Origin of the sequence: Modestobacter italicus, assembly GCF_019799965.1 — a bacterium.
In the GTDB taxonomy this organism is placed as follows: Bacteria; Actinomycetota; Actinomycetes; order Mycobacteriales; family Geodermatophilaceae; genus Modestobacter; species Modestobacter italicus_A.
In genome coordinates this window covers 749,096-767,625 of the sequence record NZ_JABGCJ010000001.1, presented here as the reverse complement: position 1 = coordinate 767,625, position 18,530 = coordinate 749,096, and the positions used below count along the sequence as shown (strand labels likewise).

General features: G+C 75.8%; 19 protein-coding genes. 8 read left to right on the top strand and 11 right to left on the bottom strand.

The annotated features are described in order from the left end of the window. Nucleotides 1-6: 6 nt before the first annotated feature. Nucleotides 7-561, bottom strand: a complete 555-nt coding sequence (locus HLA93_RS03715) for a sigma-70 family RNA polymerase sigma factor (protein WP_222192894.1) — start codon at nt 559-561, stop codon at nt 7-9. Nucleotides 562-609: 48 nt separating this feature from the next. Between HLA93_RS03715 and HLA93_RS03710 the strand changes: the two genes are divergently transcribed. Both HLA93_RS03710 and HLA93_RS03705 read left to right on the top strand, forming a co-directional pair. Next, a complete protein-coding gene (locus tag HLA93_RS03710; RefSeq protein ID WP_222192893.1) occupies nt 610-1,368 on the top strand; it encodes a zf-HC2 domain-containing protein in 759 nt (252 codons plus the stop codon). Between the two features lie 141 nt (nt 1,369-1,509). Beyond that, nucleotides 1,510-3,441 (top strand): alpha/beta hydrolase, encoded by a 1,932-nt coding sequence (locus HLA93_RS03705; protein ID WP_222192892.1) that lies wholly within the window; start codon nt 1,510-1,512, stop codon nt 3,439-3,441. Nucleotides 3,442-3,443: 2 nt separating this feature from the next. Here HLA93_RS03705 and HLA93_RS03700 read toward each other — a convergent pair whose 3' ends face one another. Beyond that, nucleotides 3,444-4,685, bottom strand: a complete 1,242-nt coding sequence (locus tag HLA93_RS03700; protein WP_222192891.1) for an arginine deiminase — start codon at nt 4,683-4,685, stop codon at nt 3,444-3,446. Here HLA93_RS03700 and HLA93_RS03695 point away from each other — a divergent pair. After that, on the top strand, nt 4,684-5,031 hold the full coding sequence (locus tag HLA93_RS03695) for a hypothetical protein (protein ID WP_222192890.1): 348 nt from the start codon (nt 4,684-4,686) through the stop codon (nt 5,029-5,031). The genes HLA93_RS03700 and HLA93_RS03695 overlap by 2 nt on opposite strands. A 92-nt stretch (nt 5,032-5,123) precedes the next feature. Here the strand turns inward: HLA93_RS03695 and HLA93_RS03690 are convergent, their stop codons facing one another. Together HLA93_RS03690 and HLA93_RS03685 are read right to left on the bottom strand one after the other, a co-directional pair. Next, complete coding sequence (locus HLA93_RS03690) at nt 5,124-6,569, bottom strand: condensation domain-containing protein (RefSeq protein WP_222192889.1); 1,446 nt, start codon at nt 6,567-6,569, stop codon at nt 5,124-5,126. A 187-nt stretch (nt 6,570-6,756) separates the two neighbouring features. Further along, nucleotides 6,757-7,107: an STAS domain-containing protein gene (locus HLA93_RS03685; RefSeq protein ID WP_222192888.1), complete on the bottom strand. Its 351-nt coding sequence runs from the start codon at nt 7,105-7,107 to the stop codon at nt 6,757-6,759. 306 nt (nt 7,108-7,413) lie between these two features. Between HLA93_RS03685 and HLA93_RS03680 the strand changes: the two genes are divergently transcribed. From HLA93_RS03680 to HLA93_RS03670, 3 genes are all read left to right on the top strand, one after another. Further along, the gene (locus tag HLA93_RS03680; protein WP_308127922.1) at nt 7,414-8,919 is read left to right on the top strand and encodes a glycerol-3-phosphate dehydrogenase/oxidase; all 1,506 of its coding nucleotides are present in this window, start codon (nt 7,414-7,416) and stop codon (nt 8,917-8,919) included. Nucleotides 8,920-9,108: 189 nt separating this feature from the next. Further along, the gene (locus HLA93_RS03675; protein ID WP_222192887.1) at nt 9,109-9,756 is read left to right on the top strand and encodes a hypothetical protein; all 648 of its coding nucleotides are present in this window, start codon (nt 9,109-9,111) and stop codon (nt 9,754-9,756) included. Between the two features lie 37 nt (nt 9,757-9,793). Next, the gene (locus tag HLA93_RS03670) at nt 9,794-10,588 is read left to right on the top strand and encodes a methyltransferase domain-containing protein (RefSeq protein WP_222192886.1); all 795 of its coding nucleotides are present in this window, start codon (nt 9,794-9,796) and stop codon (nt 10,586-10,588) included. 65 nt (nt 10,589-10,653) lie between these two features. On the opposite strand, the gene HLA93_RS03665 is transcribed toward HLA93_RS03670, so the two are convergent. The 4 genes from HLA93_RS03665 to HLA93_RS03650 form a co-directional block, all read right to left on the bottom strand. Next, nucleotides 10,654-11,022: a TfoX/Sxy family protein gene (locus tag HLA93_RS03665; RefSeq protein WP_222192885.1), complete on the bottom strand. Its 369-nt coding sequence runs from the start codon at nt 11,020-11,022 to the stop codon at nt 10,654-10,656. Between the two features lie 29 nt (nt 11,023-11,051). Then, complete coding sequence (locus HLA93_RS03660) at nt 11,052-12,299, bottom strand: MFS transporter (RefSeq protein ID WP_222192884.1); 1,248 nt, start codon at nt 12,297-12,299, stop codon at nt 11,052-11,054. 244 nt (nt 12,300-12,543) lie between these two features. Further along, the gene (locus tag HLA93_RS03655; RefSeq protein WP_222192883.1) at nt 12,544-13,635 is read right to left on the bottom strand and encodes an FUSC family protein; all 1,092 of its coding nucleotides are present in this window, start codon (nt 13,633-13,635) and stop codon (nt 12,544-12,546) included. 104 nt (nt 13,636-13,739) lie between these two features. Continuing rightward, entirely contained in the window at nt 13,740-14,498 is a 759-nt protein-coding gene (locus tag HLA93_RS03650; RefSeq protein WP_222192882.1) for a MerR family transcriptional regulator, read from the bottom strand. A gap of 138 nt (nt 14,499-14,636) precedes the next feature. Between HLA93_RS03650 and HLA93_RS03645 the strand changes: the two genes are divergently transcribed. Beyond that, entirely contained in the window at nt 14,637-15,536 is a 900-nt protein-coding gene (locus HLA93_RS03645; RefSeq protein ID WP_222192881.1) for a haloalkane dehalogenase, read from the top strand. Between the two features lie 9 nt (nt 15,537-15,545). Here the strand turns inward: HLA93_RS03645 and HLA93_RS03640 are convergent, their stop codons facing one another. Next, on the bottom strand, nt 15,546-16,133 hold the full coding sequence (locus HLA93_RS03640) for a GGDEF domain-containing protein (protein WP_222192880.1): 588 nt from the start codon (nt 16,131-16,133) through the stop codon (nt 15,546-15,548). 143 nt (nt 16,134-16,276) lie between these two features. Between HLA93_RS03640 and HLA93_RS03635 the strand changes: the two genes are divergently transcribed. Further along, nucleotides 16,277-16,492, top strand: coding sequence for a hypothetical protein (locus tag HLA93_RS03635; protein ID WP_222192879.1), 216 nt, complete (start codon nt 16,277-16,279; stop codon nt 16,490-16,492). Here HLA93_RS03635 and HLA93_RS03630 read toward each other — a convergent pair whose 3' ends face one another. Continuing rightward, nucleotides 16,493-17,089, bottom strand: coding sequence for a TMEM165/GDT1 family protein (locus tag HLA93_RS03630; RefSeq protein WP_222192878.1), 597 nt, complete (start codon nt 17,087-17,089; stop codon nt 16,493-16,495). It abuts the gene before it with no gap. Between the two features lie 232 nt (nt 17,090-17,321). Further along, on the bottom strand, nt 17,322-18,503 hold the full coding sequence (gene larC / locus HLA93_RS03625; protein ID WP_222192877.1) for a nickel pincer cofactor biosynthesis protein LarC: 1,182 nt from the start codon (nt 18,501-18,503) through the stop codon (nt 17,322-17,324). Between the last annotated feature and the right edge of the window lie 27 nt (nt 18,504-18,530).

Here is an 18,530-nt window from a genome sequence, read left to right as displayed (position 1 = left end):
GGTGGGTCAGGAAGGGCGGCGGGAGCGCGGGTGGTCGGCGGCGACCAGCGCGTCGACCAGGTCGGCGCGGGCCCGGGCGACCCGGGAGCGGATGGTGCCGATCGGGCAGCCGACCACCTCGGCGGCCTCGGCGTAGGGCAGCCCGATCAGCTGGGTGAGCACGAAGGCCTCCCGGCGCTCGGGCTCCAGCCGGTCCAGCACGTCCTGGGCGGCGACCGTTCCGCCCACCTCGTCGGCCGGGACGTCGCGGGCCAGCTCGGCCAGCTCGGTGTCCTCGCCGACCAGCACCAGCCCGCGCCGGGTGCGGGCGCGCAGGTGGTCGGCGCAGACCCGGCGGGCGATGGACAGCAGCCAGGTGCGCAGTGACGACCGGCCCTCGAACCGGGCCAGCGCCGGCAGGGCCCGCAGGAAGGTCTCCTGGGTGAGGTCCTCGGCGGCCTGCCGGTCGGCGAGGTGGGCGCACAGCCGCCACACGTCGGCCTGCGTCTCCCGGATCAGCGCGGCCTGCGCCGCACCGTCGCCCTCGGCCGCTCGTGCCGCGAGACGTTCCAGCTGCCCCACGTCACACCCTCCGGGAACTCTGCGTCTGTCGGCGGCGACTATGCCAGCGTGAGCTGTGCAGCGTGTCGCGAGGCCGTCTCGGCCGGTCTGGACGGCGAGTCCCCGGGCCGGCCGCAGCGCTGGGTCGACGAGCACCTGGCCGGCTGCGCCGCCTGCCGGAACTGGGCGGACGCCGCGGCCGAGGTGACCCGGCGGGCCCGGCTGACGCCGGTGGTCGCGGTGCCCGACGTCACCGCCGCGGTGCTGGGCCGGCTGCCGGCGCCCGCACCCACCCGCGCGCCGGTGGCCGGCGGACGACGCCGGTGGCTGGACACCGTCGTCCGGTTCGCGCTGCTGGTCGTCGGGGCCGGTCAGCTGGCCGTGAGCCTGCCCGCGCTGGGCGGTGCGGGCACGGGGATGAGCGCGCCGGTGCACCTGGCGCACGAGACCGGGGCCTGGAACCTGGGGTTGGCCGCCTGCTTCCTGGTGGTCGCCGTGCTGCCCCGGCTGGCCACCGGGTCGCTGCCGTTCCTGCTGCCGTTCACCGCCGTCCTGGCGTGGGTGACCGTCGCCGACCTCGGTGCCGGGCACGTGCACGCCGGCCGGGCGGGCGGGCACCTGCTGCTGCTGGCCGGGGCGGTGCTGGTGAGCGTGCTGGCGCTGCGGACCAGGACGCGGCCCACCGGACCGGTCGGCCGGGCCCGGGACCGGCCGCAGGGCCTCCTGCCGGCGGCCGACGAGCCGGCCTGGGGATCGGCGGACGACGACGCCCGCGCCGACTGGCCGCGGGATGCGACCGCGACCGCCGGGGAGCGCCGCGCCGCCTGACCCGGTCGGTGGCCGTCCGGGCAGGAGGACGGGCCGGCGGGCCGCTGACCTGGTTGACTGCCCGCGGTGATCAACGGGGCCGGCGTGGCCGGCCCGCACCGGAGAGCGACCAGCCCGTCATCGAGTGCGGAGAGTGCCCACGTGGATCGTCGTCCGGCGGCTGTGCCGCTCGCCCTGCTCCTCCTGGTGGCCGGGTGCACCGGCTCCGGGGACGACGGGGACGCCGCGGCGACCTCGGGTGCCGCCGCCCCCCGGGCGGTCGAGTGGGGGGCGTGCGAGGTCGAGGTGCCGGCCGGGGTCGACCTGGACTGCGGCACGCTGGAGGTGCCGGCCGACCGCGAGGACCCGGACGCCGGCACGGTCACCCTGGCCTTCGGGGTCGTCCGGGCCGCGGCCGAGGAGCCGGCCGACGACCCGCTCGTCTACCTCTCCGGCGGGCCGGGGCAGGGCGCGCTGGAGTTCGTGCCCCTGGCGTTCGGGCAGCTGTACGAGCCGCTGGCCCAGGACCGCGACCTGATCCTGCTCGACCAGCGGGGCACCGGGCTCAGCGAGCCGTCGCTGGCGTGCGACGAGTACAGCTCCTGGGTCCGGGAGTCGCTGGGGTCGGGGGCGCCGGTCGAGGAGCTGGCGGCCCAGGCCACCGCGTCGCTGGAGGAGTGCCACCAGCGGCTGGTCGACGAGGGCATCGACCTCTCCGACTACGACAGCGCCGCCTCCGCCGCCGACCTCGACGACCTGCGCCGGGCGCTGGAGCACGAGGAGTGGAACCTGTACGGGATCTCCTACGGCACCCGGCTCGCGCAGACCGCGATGCGTGACCACCCCGAGGGGATCCGGTCGGTGGTGCTGGACGCCGCCTACCCGATCGACGCCGACCTGTACGAGGAGGGCCCGGAGAACGCCGCCCGGGCGATCGAGGCGCTGTTCGCCACCTGCGCCGCGGACGCCGGGTGCGCCGAGCAGTTCCCCGACCTCGAGCAGACCGTCACCGACCTCGTCGCGCAGCTGGACGCCGCCCCGGTCCCGGTCACCGTCGTCGACCCGACGACCGGCGAGCGGGTGGAGAGCCCGCTGGACGGCGCGGGTCTGGTCGGGTTCCTGTTCCAGAGCATGTACTCCACCGAGCTGATCCCGCTCCTGCCCGAGGTGCTCGACGCAGCGGCGAACGGCGAGTTCGGCACGATCGGCCTGCTGCTCGGCGCCTCCGCCCAGCAGCTGGACCTGGTCAGCGTGGGCCAGCAGCTGTCCGTGCAGTGCCAGGAGGAGGTCAGCTCCAGCGACCGGGAGGCCGTGGCGGAGGCGGCCACCGAGCACCCCCTGGTCGAGGGCTTCTTCACCGGCAACCCGACCCAGGGGGCCGGCATCTTCGACGTCTGCGCCGACTGGGACGCCGGTGCGGGCGGGCCGGGTAAGGACGAGGCGCTCAGCAGCGACCTGCCCACCCTGGTGCTGGCCGGCGAGCTGGACCCGATCACCCCGCCGCGCTGGGGTGAGCAGCTGGCCGGGGACCTGTCCAACGGGGTGTTCGTCGAGTTCCCGTACACCGGTCACGGCTCGGTGGGCACCCACGAGTGCGCGGCCCAGCTGGTCCGGGACTTCCTGGCCGATCCGGACGCCGAGCCCGACGTCTCCTGCGTGGCGGACGTCGAGCCGCCGGTCTTCACCGCCGAGGACGTGACCGTCGAGATGACGCCGTGGGAGAGCGAGGACCTGGGCGTCTCCGGGGCCCGGCCGGAGGGATGGGCCGAGGTGCTGCCGGGGGCGTTCCAGCAGTCGCCGCTGGTCACCCTGGTGCAGCAGGTCGTGCCCGGGGCGACGGCCGACCAGGTGCTGCAGCAGCTCGCGGCGCAGCTGGGCTCCGGCGCGCCCCAGCCGGTGGACCAGGTGCAGGCGGGAGCGCTCACCTGGGACCTGTACCGCCTCGACGACCTCGGCCAGCGGGTCGACCTGGCCCTGGCCGAGACCGGGGCGGGCCTGGCGGTGGTCCAGGTGACCAGCAGCCCGGCCCGGAGCGACGTGTACCGGGAGCAGGTGTTCCTGCCCGCGGTGGAGGCGTTCGACCCGGGCGCCTGACCTCAGCGCGCGGCTGGGAGCGGGTCGCGGAGCACCGGGCAGGACATGCACCGCGGGCCGCCCCGCCCGCTGCCCAGCTCCGACCCGGCGATGGCGAGCACCTCGATGCCGGCCGCCTCGAGCGCGGCGTTGGTGACCGTGTTGCGCTCGTAGGCCACCGCCAGCCGGGGTGCCAGCGCCAGCGTGTTGTTGCCGTCGTCCCACTGCTCCCGCTCGGCGGTGACCGGGTCCAGGCCGGTGTCGATCACCCGCAGCCGGTCGATCCCCATCGCTGCCGCGGCCGCGACCAGGAACGGCTGCGGGCCGCGCACCGACAGCTCGGTGGTGTCCGCGGCGTCCGGGGGTTCGTCGCCGGCGGTGACCGTCCAGGCCTGCAGCTGGTCGGCGACGGCCGGGTACATGACCATGGCGTCGACGTCGACCATCGTGGCGATGGTGTCCAGGTGCATCGTCGCCCGCTCCTGCGCGATGGGGACGACGAGCACCGTGTGCGCCAGCCCCCGGGCGAACACCCGCCGGGCCAGCCGCTCGGCCCCGCCGGCCGTCGTCCGCTCGCCGACCCCGACCGCCACCACACCCGGGGAGAGGAGCAGGACGTCGCCGCCCTCCAGGTGCTCCAGGTGGGGGCCGTAGAGCTGCTCGGCACCGGCGAAGCGTGGGTGGTGGGTGTACAGCGCCGCGGTGAGCGCGCTCTCCCGGTCCCGGGCCGGCATGGCCAGCGAGGTGACGGCGACCTGCCCGCCGACCCACACCGAGGAGTCGCGGGTGAACATCAGGTTCGGCAGCGGCGGGACGACGAACTCACCGCGTCCCATCAGCTGGTAGGCCAGCCCGCGGCCGCCGCGCAGCTCGTCGTGGGCGACCCCGGCGATCAGCGCCTGCGCCAGGTCTGCCGGGGCGAGGCCGTCGAGGTGGGCGGTGGTGGCGTGCCGCAGCGTGGCGCCCAGCCGCGGGTCGTCGACGGCGACGGTGATCACCTCGGCCCGGGCCTCGGGCACCGTCATCACCTCGGCGAGCAGCCGGTCCAGGTGCAGCACCTCGACCCCGCGCTCGGTGAGCGCCGCGGCGAAGGCGTCGTGCTCCTCCTGCGCGCGGGCGACCCACGGCACGCCGTCGAAGAGCAGCTCGTCGTTGTTGCGTGGGGTCAGCCGGCGCAGCTCGGCACCGGGCCGGTGCAGCAGCACGGTGCGCAGCCGGCCGACCTCGCTGGTGACGCCGGTGGTGGCCTGGATCGGGGCGCTCATGCCCCGAGCCTGGCCGATCTTGCTCGGCTCGGCCAACCCGGTCCGGGTGCGGCTGCGCCGGGTCGGCCGGCGGTCGTGGTGCACTGGCGCGGTGAGCACCGAGCACCCCGCCCGCCGTCCCGACGCCCCGGCCGGTCCGCCGCGGTGGCTGCTGGTCCTGCTCGCCGCCGGGCTCTCGCTGCTGCTGGCGGCGTCCGCCCTGCTCGCGCTGGACGCTGCCGGGGTCGAGTCGGTCAGCCAGGTGGGGTTCTTCGCGGTCGTGGTGGCGGCCGCCCTCGCCGGCGGGGGGCTGACCCGCCTGCTCGGGCCGCGGCTGCCCCCCGTCCGCCGTCCACCGCGCTCGTGACGCGGTGGACGGCGTCCCGCTGGGCCGCGCTCGTGACGCGACGGCAGCGGTCCACCCCACCGCGCTCGTGACGCGGTGGGCGGTGTGTGCGGTCAGGCGTTGACCGGCAGGCCCGGCATCGGCCGGCAGGCCCAGCTGGGCGCCAGTGGGTAGTCGCCGGTGGTCGCGACGCGGGAGAACACCTCGGCGATCGTCTCGGTGTACTCGGTGAGCACCGTCTCCGCGCTCGGGGTGTCGGGGTGCCGGATCCCCAGGTGCACGCCCTCGTGGTTGCGGGATGCCCAGACGTGGGTGTCGTCGGCGACCGACACCTCCCCGATGGTGATCGGGTTCCACTGCTCGTAGCGCTCGGCGCCGGGCATCTGCCGGTAGTCGGTGTAGGACACCATCGAGAACAGGTCCCGCCGGGTGACGGTGAAGTCGCTGCCCAGCAGCTCGATCACCCGGGCGGCGGGGTACCGGGACAGCCGCATCGCGTGGCGGGCGGTGGCGTTGGCCCGGGGGAGGACGTCGCGGAACGCGGCAGCGCCGGTCAGGGAGAACTCCAGCGGTGCGCAGGTGATGAACCAGCCCATCGACGTCCGCCAGCGGTGCTTGTGCCGGGTGTGCACCGGGGTGATGGTGCGGAAGTCCTCGGACCCGGTGACCTCCCGGACGGCGATGCCCATGGCGGTGAGCAGCCCGGCGAAGAAGCTGCCGCCGGCGGCCACGCACACCTCCTCGAAGGCCTCGGCGTCCTTGGCGGAGGCGACCACCCGGTCGAACAGGCTCTGTGGCCAGACCTGCCCCGGCTCGACGCCCAGGTGCAGCGGGAAGGTGGGGGTCGTGCCGCCGCAGCGGCCGACGAACCCGCGCCAGTGGGCGACGACCGGGTCGGCCGGGTCGATGGCCTCCCCGCGGGCCCGCTCCTCGGTGCAGTGCTCCAGGTAGCTGCCGATCTCCGGCAGCGACGGCTCGCGGCGCTCCACGGCGGCCTCGTAGAGCGACTGGAGCTCCCAGATGGCGAAGGCCAGGGAGTACCCGTCGCCACAGACGTGGTCCATGGCCACGAACACCGTCGACCCGCCCGGGCGGCTGATCACGCCGAGCACGAGCGGGGGCCAGCTGAACGGGTCGGTGCCGCTGACGAACCGCTCGTCGAGCTGGTCGTGCAGCGCCCGCGGGCAGGTGACCTCCTCCGCCCGGCGGGCCAGGCTGATCTCCTGGACGGCGAGGGTGAAGCGCTCGATGCCGGCCGGGCCGTGGCGGAAGCCGCTGCGCAGCCCCTCGTGCCGCCGCAGCCAGGCGGTGAAGGCGCTCTCCAGGGCGTCGAGGTCGGCGGCGCCGGTCACGTCGAACGTCGCCCCGATCCAGGGGTTGCCCGGCAGGCCCAGCAGCGCGGCGGCCTGCGCGGACTGCAGGTGCAGCTGCTGGTTGTAGCTGGCCGGCACCGGGTCCGGTGGCGCGGCCCGGGCGACGTCGGCGGTGTCCGGGCTCACCTCCCACTCGACCAGGAGTCCCGGCGCGGGATGGAAGTCGGAGAAGGACATCGTCTGCATGGCAGAGCACCGCCTCTGGGGCACCGGGAGCCCGGCGTCCGTCGGTCACGGGGTAACGGAACGGTCCCTGTCTACGAGCGTGCCGTTACCGCGCCGTGACCCAGGACGTGGTTCTGTGTGAACGCAGAGCAGCCATGCGGTCACTCGGCGTGTCGGATCCGCCGGGCGGTCCGTGGGGCCGGCAGCCTCAGGTGGGGCTGGGCGCCGCGCCGGGGCGGGGCAGCAGCCGGGAGAGCCCGGCCCGGGCCAGCGGCGCCTCCAGCTCGGGCGGCACGGCGAGCAGCTGCAGCTGCCGCCCGTGGCGCTGGGGCTTGCGGCTCAGGTGCACCAGCAGCTCCAGCCCGGCCGGGTCGATCCCGGTGACCGCGGCCAGGTCGGCCCGCTCCGGCCACGCCGTCGGTGGGACCTGCAGCCGGAAGCGGCGCACGGCCTCGCGGTCGACGCGGCCGGAGAACTGGAGCAGGGGGCCGGTCCCGTCCTCGATCAGGAGCACCTCGCCCGAGCCGGGCTCGGCGCCGTGCACGTGACCGCTGGACATGGCCAGACCCATACCCGGTCTGAGCTGCTGAAACGCGATCATCCGGGGCAGCCCCCCGGGGTCGCGGCTGCCCGGCGGGTCCCGCTGCCGGTCCACCGCGCGCAGCGCGTCCACGCCCGCCGAGCCGATCTCACGGTCCGGTCCGGTCCGGTCCGGTCCGGTCCGGTCCGGGCCGGTGGCCGGTGGGGTGGTGGGGCGGCGTCACACCGGCGGCGAGCACCGCGTCCATGGCGGCGGGCTCGGCGACCGGCGGCCCCAGCCCGGGATCGCCAGTTCGGGGAGATCGGCCACGGCTACAGTCTGCCGGTGCCCCAGCCGGACCCCAGGGACCTCGCCCGCCCCGGGACGCTGGACCTCCGGCAGCGGGCGCGCGACCTGGACCGGCTCACCGAGCACGGGGTCGACGTGCTGGTCGTCGGTGGTGGCGCAACCGGGGCGGGGATCGCCCTGGACGCCGCGGCCCGGGGGCTGACCGTCGCCCTGTGCGAGCGCACCGACCTCGCCGCCGGCACCAGCCGGTGGCCGTCGGCGCTGGGCTCCGGCGGCCTGCGGCGCCCGGCGCGCGGGCAGGTCGGAGCGGCCCGGCAGCGCGCCCGGGAACGTGCGGTGCTGATGCGGGTGACCGCGCCGCACCTGGTCCGCCGGCTGCCCTTCCTGGTGCCCGACGTCGCCGGGCGGCAGGTCAGCGCGCTGGCCGAGCTCGGCGGCCGGCTGGGCGACGCCGCCCGGGTGTCGGTGCGCGGTGGCCGCGGGTCCCTGCCGGGGACCGGTCGGGTCGGGGCGGAGGGCGTCGGGCGGCTCCTGCCGGCGGTGCGGCCGGGCCGGGGTGGCGTCGTCTTCTGGGGCGGGCAGCTCGAGGACGACGCCCGGCTGGTGGTCGCCCTGGCGCGGACGGCCGCCGCCTTCGGCGCCCGGGTGCTCACCGGTGCCACGGTGACCGGCGTCGACGGCGGGACGGTCGGGCTGTCGGTCGACGGGACCCCGACCGCGGTGCGGGCAGGAGTGGTCGTCAACGCCGCCGGGGTGGAGGTGCAGCAACTGGCGCCCGACGTCGGGCTGGCGCCCGTCCGCGAGGTCCACCTGGTGGTGCCGGCCGCGCGGCTCGGCCGGCCGATCGCGGCGCTCACCGTGCCGCTGCCCGGCTCGCGGACGACGTCCGTCGTGGCACTGCCGCAGCCGGGCGGGCTGGTCCACCTGGGCGTCACCGACGAGCCGGTGGCCGGCCCGGTCCCCGACGAGGTCGCCGAGCCCGGCGACGCGGAGGTGGGCCGGCTGCTGGCGGCGGTGAACGCGGTGCTCGCGGTGCCGTTGCAGCCCGCCGACGTGGTCGGCGCGTTCGCGGGCCTGCGGCCCGGAACACGGGCCGGCGGCGCCGCCGACCTGTCCCGGCAGGCGCTGTCCTGGGACGGGCCGGTACTCACCGTGGTCGGCGGCGAGCTCCCCACCTACCGGGCCACCGCGGCCGAGGTGGTCGACGCGGTGGTCGACCGGCTCGGCCGCGGCGCCCGTCGGTCCCCGACCGCCCGGCTGCCGCTGGTCGGCGCGGCGCCCGAGCGGGTGCTCGCCCGGGTGGACGCCCCGGCGCGACTGGTGCACCGGTACGGCACCGAGGCTCCTGTGGTGGCTGCGCTCGGGGACGAGCTGGTGGTCGAGGGACGGGAGGAGACGGTGGGGGAGCTGCGGTTCGGCGTCCGGTTCGAGGGAGCGCGCACCGTGGCCGACCTGCTGGACCGGCGCACCCGGACCGGCCTGGTCACTTCCGACCGGGAGCGTGCCGTGGCGGTGGCCGGGGCGGTGCTCGCCGAGGTCTGAGCCCTCGGTTCGAGTTGCCTCCTGCACCTGTGCTGCCGATAGCTCCTCCGCAGGCGCAACCGGACGTCGTCCGGTCGGGCCGTGCCGGTGCAGCAACCGGTCGAGGACCTCGGGTGGTCCGCCGACCGCGGCGCCGGTGCGGTGGGGCCGGCGCCGGTCTCCCCGCCGGCGTCGGGGAGAGGAGTGGCAGTGAGCGTGTCGAACGGGACCCCAGGTCCGGAGGCGACGGCCGTCGAGTCGGTCGCCGACCTGGGCTGGTGGCTGGTCGACGGCGGCGCCCAGGTGGTGGCCGGGCCGTTCCCGACCCACGTGGACGCCGCGCTCTCCGAGGTCTCCTCCGGGGTGGCCACCGACGCCGTGGTCGCCGCCTACGGCGTCCGCCGGGACGACGGGACGCTGGCCCGGCGGTTCTCCCCGGACGACCGTGCCTTCCTCGCCCACCTCTCCGCGCAGCTGGACCGGCTGGCCGACGACTGGGACCTGCTGATCTCCGACGCCGACCCGCTGACCGGGCTGGTCTGCGAGGTCGCCGCCGCGCTGGCCGAGGCGGGCCTGCCGCTGCACGACTGCTCCGGGCGCACGTCCAGCAAGGCCCTCGGCGGGGTGTGCCTCACCCCCAGCCCGGCGCAGCAGGCGGTGATCGTCTCGTGGGCGCAGCACGACCGGATCTCCCTGGGCCAGGCCCGCGGGCGGCTGGCCGAGGGCGCCGTGCAGGACACGATGACCGCTGCGGTGGGGGAGGTGCTCGCCGCCTTCGGCTTCGTCGTCGAGGGACTGGGCGACGCCGCTGCCCACCTGGTCCGAGCGGCCGAGGGGCATCCCACAGTCTGGGAATGACGTCCCACTGAGTGGTGCAGTGCGGCACGATGCCGCCGTGGACACGTACACGCACGGGCACGCCGAGCCGGTCCTGCAGTCGCACCGCTGGCGCACCGCCGAGAACTCCGCCGGGTACCTGCTGGCCGAGCTGCGCCCCGGGCTCGACGTGCTCGACGTGGGCTGCGGTCCCGGCACGATCACCGTCGACCTGGCCACCCGGGTGCGGCCCGGACGCGTCGTCGGCCTGGACGTCGCGCCGGCGCCGCTGGCCGAGGCCCGCGAACTCGCGGACCGGGCGGGGGTGCACGTCGAGTTCTCGGTCGGGGACGGCTACGCGCTGGCCTTCCCGGACGACTCCTTCGACGTCGTGCACGCCCACCAGGTGCTGCAGCACCTGACCGACCCGGTGGCCGCACTGCGCGAGATGGCCCGGGTGTGCCGACCCGGGGGAGTGGTCGCCGTCCGGGACGTCGACTACGCGGCCACCACCTGGTTCCCCGCCGCGCCGGGGCTGGACCGGTGGCTGGAGCTCTACGCGCAGGTGGCCCGGCGCAACGACGCCGAGCCCGACGCCGGACGGCGGCTGCTCTCCTGGGCGCACGCCGCCGGGCTGCGGGACGTCACCGCGACCACCTCCGCCTGGTGCTTCGCCACCCCGGCCGAACGGGAGTGGTGGGGCCGGTCGTGGGCCGGGCGGGCGACGTCGTCGGCGTTCGCCGAGCAGGCGGTGGCGTACGGGCTGGCCACGGCGGCGGAGCTGCAGACGATCGCGGACACCTGGCTGGCCTGGGCCGCGGCCGACGACGGCTGGCTCGGCATGCTGCACGGCGAGCTGCTCATCCGGGTGTAGTCGCTCGCCGCCGCGGGTCAACCCGCCTGCGATGGCGTTGAGCCGCGTGCTGCCGCGGCTCAACGTCACCCGGTGCGGGTTGACCCGGCCCGCCGTCGGCCGGGCGTGGCGGGAAGGGTGCGGGCGACGTCGCGGCCGGTGGCGACCCAGCGGCGCAGCGTCTCCTCGTCGTCCAGCGCCTCGGCGGCGACCAGCAGCCAGCCGTCCAGGGCGCGGCCGCGCATCACCATCCGCTCCACGCCCTCGGCAGCGGTGAGCTCGTCGGCGCGGGCCGGGTCGCTACGCACCATCAGGCCACCCTGGCCGCTGACGGCCACCGCCATCGCGCCGCCGACGAGGAACGCCAGGCCGCCGAACATCGCCTTCTCCGACACGTCCGGCGCGGTGGAGAGCGCGGCCCGCACCCGGTCGGCCAGCTCCCGGTCGTAGGTCATGCGCGCAGCATGCCGCGCCGGCGCCGTCCTCAGGCGGTTGCCGGCACCGGCTGTTCGTCGGCGTGGGCGACGTGCCGCAGCGAGCGCCAGATGAGCACCACGAACACCGCCGACCCGGCGAAGGCGAACCAGAACGGGGCGGTGACGCCCCAGTGCTGGGCGAGCACGCCGCCGATGGCCGAGCCGACCACCAGCCCGCCGTAGACGCCGACCACGTTGACGCTGCCCACCCGCCCCTGCAGGGGGCCCGGCACCGCCCGCTGCCGCACGGCGACCGACGTCGTCCCCCAGATGAAGGCGTGCGCGCCGAACGCGAAGAAGACCGGCAGTGCGACCCACGCGCTGGTGGTGAGGGCCAGGGCCAGGTGGGTGACGGTCTCGACGACCAGGCCGATCCGCATCAGGTCGCCCAGGCTCACCCGGCGGGTGATCCAGCCGTAGGTCAGGCCGCCGACGATGCCGCCGACGGCGCCGACCGTGGTCACCAGCCCGAAGCCGACCTCGCCCAGCCCGATCCGCTCGGTGGCGTAGAGCACCAGCACCGACCAGGCGGCGCCGAAGGTGACGTTGAAGATCGTGATGGTGAGCACCAGGGTGCGGACGGCGGCGTGGTGCCGCACCCAGCGCAGCCCCTCGGCGATGTCGTGCCGCATCGCGGTGCGCGGCCCGGCGACCCGCTCGGGGGGCGGCAGCACCACCCGGGTGATCAGCACCGCCCCGAGGGCGATCACCACCGCCTGCGCGCCGAGGGCCCACGCGGCGCCGACGGTGAACAGGGCAGCGCCCAGCGGCGGGCCGGCGAGCTGGTTCACCGTGATGAACCCGGTCTGCAGCCGGGAGTTGGCCACCGCCAGGTCGTCGCGGGCCACCAGCATCGGCACCAGCGTCTGCGAGCTGTTGTCGGCGAACACCTCGGCGGTGGCCAGCAGGAACAGCGCGGCCAGGACGGCGGCGATGGAGACCCGGTCGGTGGCCACCGCCAGGGTGAGCACGGTGAGGACGACGGCGCGGGCGAGGTCGACGGTGAGCACGATCAGCCGCCGGTCCAGCCGGTCGGTCAGTGCGCCGGCGACCAGCCCGAACAGCAGCGGCGGCAACCACTGCACCGTCGCGGCGAGGGCGACCAGGAAGGCGTCGCCGGTGAGCGAGGCGACCAGCAGCGGCCCGGCGGCCAGCGCGATGCCGTCGCCGAGGTTCGTCGTCCAGGACGAGGCCAGCAACCACCGGAAGCCGTTGCCGAGCCGCGCCGGGACCAGGACCTCACCGATGCGGCTCACGAGCGCCAGACCTTAGCCGGACTCAGGGACGGCGTCGTCCGGTTTCGCCGACGGCGCACGTTCCACGTGCAACCTCGTCCGGCCGTGCGAGGACGCCACCCGGCCCGGTCCATGGCGGCCATGTTGGCGAACATGGCCGCGGCGCGGCCGGTCCGTGCCGGGGGCGGCGACCCCGTTCCCCGTCCGGGTCGCCTGTGGACCCGGCCATGGTGGCGAACACGGCCGGGAGGTGGCCTGGGTCGGGTCAGGCGGGGGCGGGGAAGCGGACGTGCGCCTCGAGGGTCTGCAGCGAGCGGTGCATCCCGATCGTCACCGCGCTGAGGGCGAAGAACCCCTCGTCGTCGCCGATCTCCGAGGCGCGCACCAGGCTGGTCAGCCGGTTCGCGGCGGCCAGCGCGGTGGCGACGGCGGCGTCGCGCTCGTCGGGCTCGGTGTCGGTGTCGTGGAACGGCAACCGGACCACCCCGGCGAGCCCGTCCAGCGCATCGGCGACCACCCAGCCGGTGCCGTCGTCCACCCGGTCCAGGCCGCGCCGGTGCGGCTGGAACTCCACGACCAGCGTGGTGAGGTCGTCGATCAGGACGGCGACGCGGTCGAGCGCGCGGGACTGCTCGCGGATGCTGGCCGCGGTGCCCTGCCACCTCCGGGCCCGCGGGTTGGCCCGGCGGGCCCGCTCGACCTGCGCCTCGGCCGACCGCATCCGGTCCAGCGCCCGGTCCAGCTCGTCGCCGCGGGCCGCCCACTCCCCGGGGCCGGGGACCTGGCCGCTGCGCAGCGCCGCCGCGATCGTCTCCAGGCGCTCGGCCAGCAGCGTCCGGGTGCGGGCGACCCGCTCGACGGCGGTGGTCAGCTGCAGCGGCGGGAACAGCAGGCTGGTCACCAGCACGCCGATCGCGGCGCCCAGCAGGGTCAGCCCGGCGTAGCGCACCGCGTACTCGGCCGGGTCCGCCGTCCCGACGGTGAGCATCAGGACGGCGGCGAAGCTCACCCAGCTGGCCTGCTCGCGGAACAGTGACCGCCACTGCTCGACCACCACCGCCAGCGCGACGATCAGTGCGATGGTCAGGGCGTTGGGCACCGCGCGGGTGACCTCGTAGACGACCACCGCCAGCGCGAAGCCCACCAGGATGGCGATGATGCTGCGCCACGCCGCCGAGGCGGAGTCGGCGATCGTCGGGCTGACCGCGATGACCGCGCCCAGGGGGGCGTAGTAGGCGTACTCCGACAGCGACGGCGGCAGCAGCAGCGCCACCTGCCAGGACAGCCCGGCCGCCAGCGCCGCCCGGACCGCCCGTTGCACCCACGGCTGCTGCAGCCGCCCGATCACCCACCCCACCGGGCCAGCATGGGGCCTGTCCACCACCCGGTGGGAGCGGGGGGAGGGTGACGTCCCTCGCCAGAGGGGCCGAAGTCGCGACTTCGGCCCCTCCTCGGGCGAGCTCAGCCCTGGCGGGCGGCGTTGGCCTGGACGGCGGAGCTCACGTACTGCGCCAGGCCCGGGGCGATCCGCTCGTAGTACGCGGTGAAGCGCTCGTCCTCGACGTACATCCGGCCGAGCCCGCCGTGCACCTCCGGCGAGCAGTCGTAGAAGTGCCGGCTGATCTGCTGCCGGTGCTCCTCGGCGAGGTCCATCGCCGCGACGGAGTCGGCCGGGACGCCGCCGGCCAGCGCGGCGGCGAACCGGCGCTCGACGTCGTCGCTCTCGGCCTTGACCCGCAGCCAGTCCTCCTTGCTCATCGCCGCCGTCCGGCGCTGGGACTGGGCCCACGCCTCGGTGTCGCCCCACCTCTCCTCGGCCTCGCCGGCGTACTCCTCCGGGAGCCAGTCGCCGAAGACCTCGAACCGTTCCTCCGGGGTCAGGGAGATCCCCATCTGCCGTGCCTCCATCTCCTTCTCCACGGCCGCGACCATCGCCGAGGTGCGCTCGAGCCGGTCCCGCAGCAGCCGGTGCTGCCGGCGCAGGTGCGCCGCGGGGTCGGCGTCGGGGTCGTCCAGCAGGGTCGCGACCTCCTCGAGGGGGAACCCGAGCTCGCGGTAGAGCAGCACCTGCTGCAGCCGGTCCAGGTCGCGCGCGTCGTAGCTGCGGTAGCCCGCCGACGTGCGCTCGCTGGGCCGGACCAGCCCGATCCGGTCGTAGTGGTGCAGCGTGCGCACCGTGACCCCGGCCAGCCGGGCCAGCTCACCCACCGTCCAGCTCATCGCCCCTCCTCTCTCGTTGACGGAGACCACGCAACAGCCTGACGCCACGTCAGGGTCAAGCCCGTTCCGCCCCAGGGCAGAAATGGCCATTTCTGCCCTGGGCGGTTCGGACGGCGGGGTGGCGGGGACACCCCCGGCATGGCCGACGACGTCCGCACGCCCGTGCCCGCCGACGACCCGTTCCCGCGCTCCCGCGTGCGGGTCGGGGAGCAGGAGATGGCCTACGTCGACACCGGCAGTGGCGACCCGATCGTCTTCCTGCACGGCAACCCGACGTCGTCCTATCTGTGGCGCAACGTCATCCCGCACGTGCAGCACCTCGGGCGGTGCATCGCGCCCGACCTGATCGGCATGGGGGAGTCGGACAAGCTGCCCGACCCGGGGCCGGGCACCTACTCCTTCGACCGGCACGCTCAGTTCCTGGCCGGGTTCATGCGGGCGGTGGGGGCCACCGAGCGGGTGACGCTGGTGCTGCACGACTGGGGGTCGGCGCTGGGCTTCGACTGGGCTGCGGAGAACCCGGGCGCGGTGCGCGGCATCGCGTTCACCGAGGCGATCGTGACCCCGGTGATCTGGGCGGACTGGCCGCGCGCCGCGAAGCCGGTGTTCCAGGCGATGCGCGGCCCGGACGGCGAGCGCAAGGTGCTGGATCAGAACGTGTTCGTGGAGAAGATCCTGCCCGCCGAGGTGCGCCGGGGGCTCTCACCCGAGGCGCACGACCGCTACCGGGCGCCCTTCCGGGAGCGCGAGGACCGCTGGCCGACGCTGGAGTGGCCGCGGCAGATCCCGATCGAGCACGCGCCGCCGGACGTGCACGACGTCGTGAGCCGCTACGGCCAGTGGCTGGCGCACAGCGAGGTGCCCAAGCTGTTCCTGAACGCCGACCCGGGGTCGATCCTGGTCGGCCGGCAGCGGAAGCTGGTGCGCCGTTGGCCGGCGCTGACCGAGGTGACGGTGCCGGGTGGTCACTTCGTGCCGGAGGACTCCCCGGACGAGATCGGCCGCGCGCTCGCCGACTGGGTCCCGACGCTGGGCTGAGCCGACCGGTCAGCCGTGCCGGCCGCTGCCCTGGCGGTCGTGCCGGATCTGGGTCATCGCCTCGTTGGCCGCAGCGATCAGCGACTCGGGGGTCGAGGCCCGGCCCGACAGCGCCACCCCGACGCTGAGCCGGACCCGGTGGGTGAGGTCCGGCCGCGGTTGCAGCGGCTCGTCGAAGGCGGCCGCGACCCGCTGGGCGATGCCCTGGGCGTCCTCGACGGCGACGATGCCCGGGCAGAGCAGCACGAAGGTCTGGGCACTGATCCGGGCGACGACGTCGCCCTGGCGGACGGCGTTGACCAGCCGGCCGGCCGCCTCGGCGCGGGCGGCATCGGCGGCGGCGGCGCCGGCGGCGTCCTCCAGCGCGGTGATCCCGTCGAGGTTGCAGGACAGCACGGCCAGCCGGCCGGTGTCCGGGCCGGCGGCGGCCAGGGCCAGCTCGAGCCGGTCGACCAGCAGGCTGCGCACCGGCAGACCGGTGAGGGGGTCGGGGACCGTCCGCTGGCGCAGTCGCTGCGCGAACTGGCGCTGCGCGGCGATGACCGCCGCCGTCTGCACCAGCACGTCCTGCGACTCCTCGAGCCGGATGGTGTCCATGGCCTCTCCCGTCTCCTGCGGCCGCTCACGGGCCCGTTCACCGACAGAGGTCGGCAGGACGGCGGGGTCACTTGAGGGCGGGGCGGGGAGTCTGACCCCTCCGGGGGTCGGCCGGGGAGCCGCCACGGCCGTACGGTCGGGGCATGAACGACGTCGCAGTGGTGGTGCTCGTCGTCCTCGCGGTGCTGGTGACCGTGGCGGCGGTGGTCTGGTTGCGCCGGCCCGCCCAGGACGAGGGCCCCCGCTTGATGGGCAACGACCCCGCGCCCTACGACGACCCGGCCCAGGCGGACGCCCGGGGCGCGGTCAACAAGAGCAGCTGGATGCTCGGCGGTGGAGGCGGGGGCGGTGGCGGCTGATCAGGTCAGGGCGCGGACCGTCTCCACCACGGCGACCACCGCGAACACCAGGAACAGCCCGGCGGCGACCCGGTGCAGCAGCCGTACCGGCAGCCGGTCGGCGAGCTTGCGGCCGAGGAAGGCGGCCAGCCCCGAGATCACCAGCAGCGCCGCCCACGCGCCGATGAACACCGACAGCGGCTCGGCGTACCGGGCGGCCAGGCCGGCGGTGGCCAGCTGGGACAGGTCGCCCCACTCGGCGGCGAACAGCACGCCGAAGGAGATCGCCGCCGCCCGCACGAACGAGGTCTGCTCCCGGGCCTGGGCGGTGGCCTCGTCGTCCTCGTCGTCCTTGCGGGACTCCCGCCACAGCAGGACGGCGCCGGCCAGGAAGAGCACCGCGACCACGGCGCTGACCAGCGCCTCGGGGAGCAGGGACAGCAGGCTGCCGGCGGTGACCGCGATGGCGACCTGCAGCCCGAACGCGGCGCCGACGCCGACGAAGACCGGCAGCGGCGGGAACCGGGTGGCCAGCACCAGGGTCGCGAACAGCGTCTTGTCGGGCAGCTCGACGGGCAGGATCAGCACGAAGGCGGCCAGGATGACCGAGGGGACCACGGGTTCTCTCTCTGCTCGCGCCACCGGCCGGCTGCGCGGGGGGCGCCTCCGACCGGCAGCGCACCGGACGGTGGCTGCGGATCGGAAGGTCTCGCCCACCCGCTGGTGGCGGGCCCGCTGACCGGGCGCGCGGACGCGCCAGCATGTCGACCAACGGTCGGGGGGCTACTCCCCTTCTGCCGGAGGAGAGTAGTCGACGCTGTGGCTGTCCCGGGTGTGACGTCGGCGGCGGTCAGTCGGCCGGGGTCACCGGATGGGCGCGCTCCGCCGCCGCGGTGGCGGCCCGCAGCACCTCCTTGACCGGCAGCTGCAGCTGCTGGGCGAGCGCGGCGACGTCCTCGAACTCGACGCTGACGTTGACCACCCGGCCGGCCGACCGGGCGACCTTCACCCCGACCTGACCGCCCAGCACCTCGACCTGTGCCTGGGTGCGATCCAGCGCGACCTTCTGCACCGGCTGCACCCGCATCCCGATGGTGGACGTCGTCGCGACGACCACCTCCTGGACGGCGACCAGCGCGCCCGGCCGGCACAGCACCGACAGGGTGTGCGCCGGGCGGCCCTTCTTCATCAGGATCGGGGTGAGCCAGGCGTCCGAGGCCCCGGCGGCCAGCAGCTCGGCGAGCACCCCGGGCCACAGCCGCGGGTCGAGGTCGTCGACGTTGGTCTCCAGCAGCAGCCCGTCGCCCGGCTGGTCGGCCGGCTCGCCCAGCACCAGCCGGACGACGTTGGGCAGCTGCTCGGGGTCGCGCCCGCCCGCACCCGAGCCGACCCGCTGCACCCGCATGGCGGGCAGCGTCGTCCACTCCTGCACGAGGACGGCGAGCAGGGCTGCGCCGGTCGGGGTGCAGGTCTCGGCCGGCACCGGCCCGGCGACCACCGGGGCGCCGCGCAGCAGCTCCAGCACGGCGGGGCCCGGGATGGGGACGACGCCATGCGCCCCGCGGGCCGAGCCGCTGCCCAGCGCGACCGGGGAGGCGGTCAGCCGGTCGAGCCCGAGGTGCGCGAACCCGGCGACCACCCCGAGGACGTCGGCCAGCGCGTCCAGCGCGCCGACCTCGTGGAAGTGCACCTCCTCGGCCGGCACCCGGTGCACCCGCCCCTCGGCGACCGCTAGCCGCTCGAACACGGCCAGCGCACCCTCCCGGACGGCGGGGGCCAGGGCGGCGTCGGTGAGCAGCGCCCGGACGTCGGCCCACGTGCGGTGGACGTCGCTCGGCGGGGCGTGCACGTGCACCCGGGTGGCGCCCAGCCCGTGCCGGGTGGCCGCCTCGGTGGTGAGGGTGACCGGCTCGACCGGCAGCGCGGCAACCGGGGCCGCCAGCACGTCCACCGGCACCCCGGCGTCGACCAGCGCGCCGAGCAGCATGTCCCCGCTCGCCCCGGCCGCCAGGTCCAGCCACCCGATCGTCACCGGCCGATCATGGCCCACGGGGCCCCG

Excerpts from the sequence above, each read along its gene's own strand:
- HLA93_RS03685 (WP_222192888.1), bottom strand. The coding sequence starts at position 7,107 with ATGTCCAGCGGTCACGTGCACGGCGCCGAGCCCGGCTCGGGCGAGGTG.
- HLA93_RS03650 (WP_222192882.1), bottom strand. The coding sequence starts at position 14,498 with ATGAGCTGGACGGTGGGTGAGCTGGCCCGGCTGGCCGGGGTCACGGTG.
- HLA93_RS03690 (WP_222192889.1), bottom strand. The coding sequence starts at position 6,569 with ATGCAGACGATGTCCTTCTCCGACTTCCATCCCGCGCCGGGACTCCTG.
- HLA93_RS03695 (WP_222192890.1), top strand. The coding sequence starts at position 4,684 with ATGCCCCGAGCCTGGCCGATCTTGCTCGGCTCGGCCAACCCGGTCCGG.
- HLA93_RS03635 (WP_222192879.1), top strand. The coding sequence starts at position 16,277 with ATGAACGACGTCGCAGTGGTGGTGCTCGTCGTCCTCGCGGTGCTGGTG.
- HLA93_RS03645 (WP_222192881.1), top strand. The coding sequence starts at position 14,637 with ATGGCCGACGACGTCCGCACGCCCGTGCCCGCCGACGACCCGTTCCCG.
- HLA93_RS03665 (WP_222192885.1), bottom strand. The coding sequence starts at position 11,022 with ATGACCTACGACCGGGAGCTGGCCGACCGGGTGCGGGCCGCGCTCTCC.
- HLA93_RS03640 (WP_222192880.1), bottom strand. The coding sequence starts at position 16,133 with ATGGACACCATCCGGCTCGAGGAGTCGCAGGACGTGCTGGTGCAGACG.
- HLA93_RS03700 (WP_222192891.1), bottom strand. The coding sequence starts at position 4,685 with ATGAGCGCCCCGATCCAGGCCACCACCGGCGTCACCAGCGAGGTCGGC.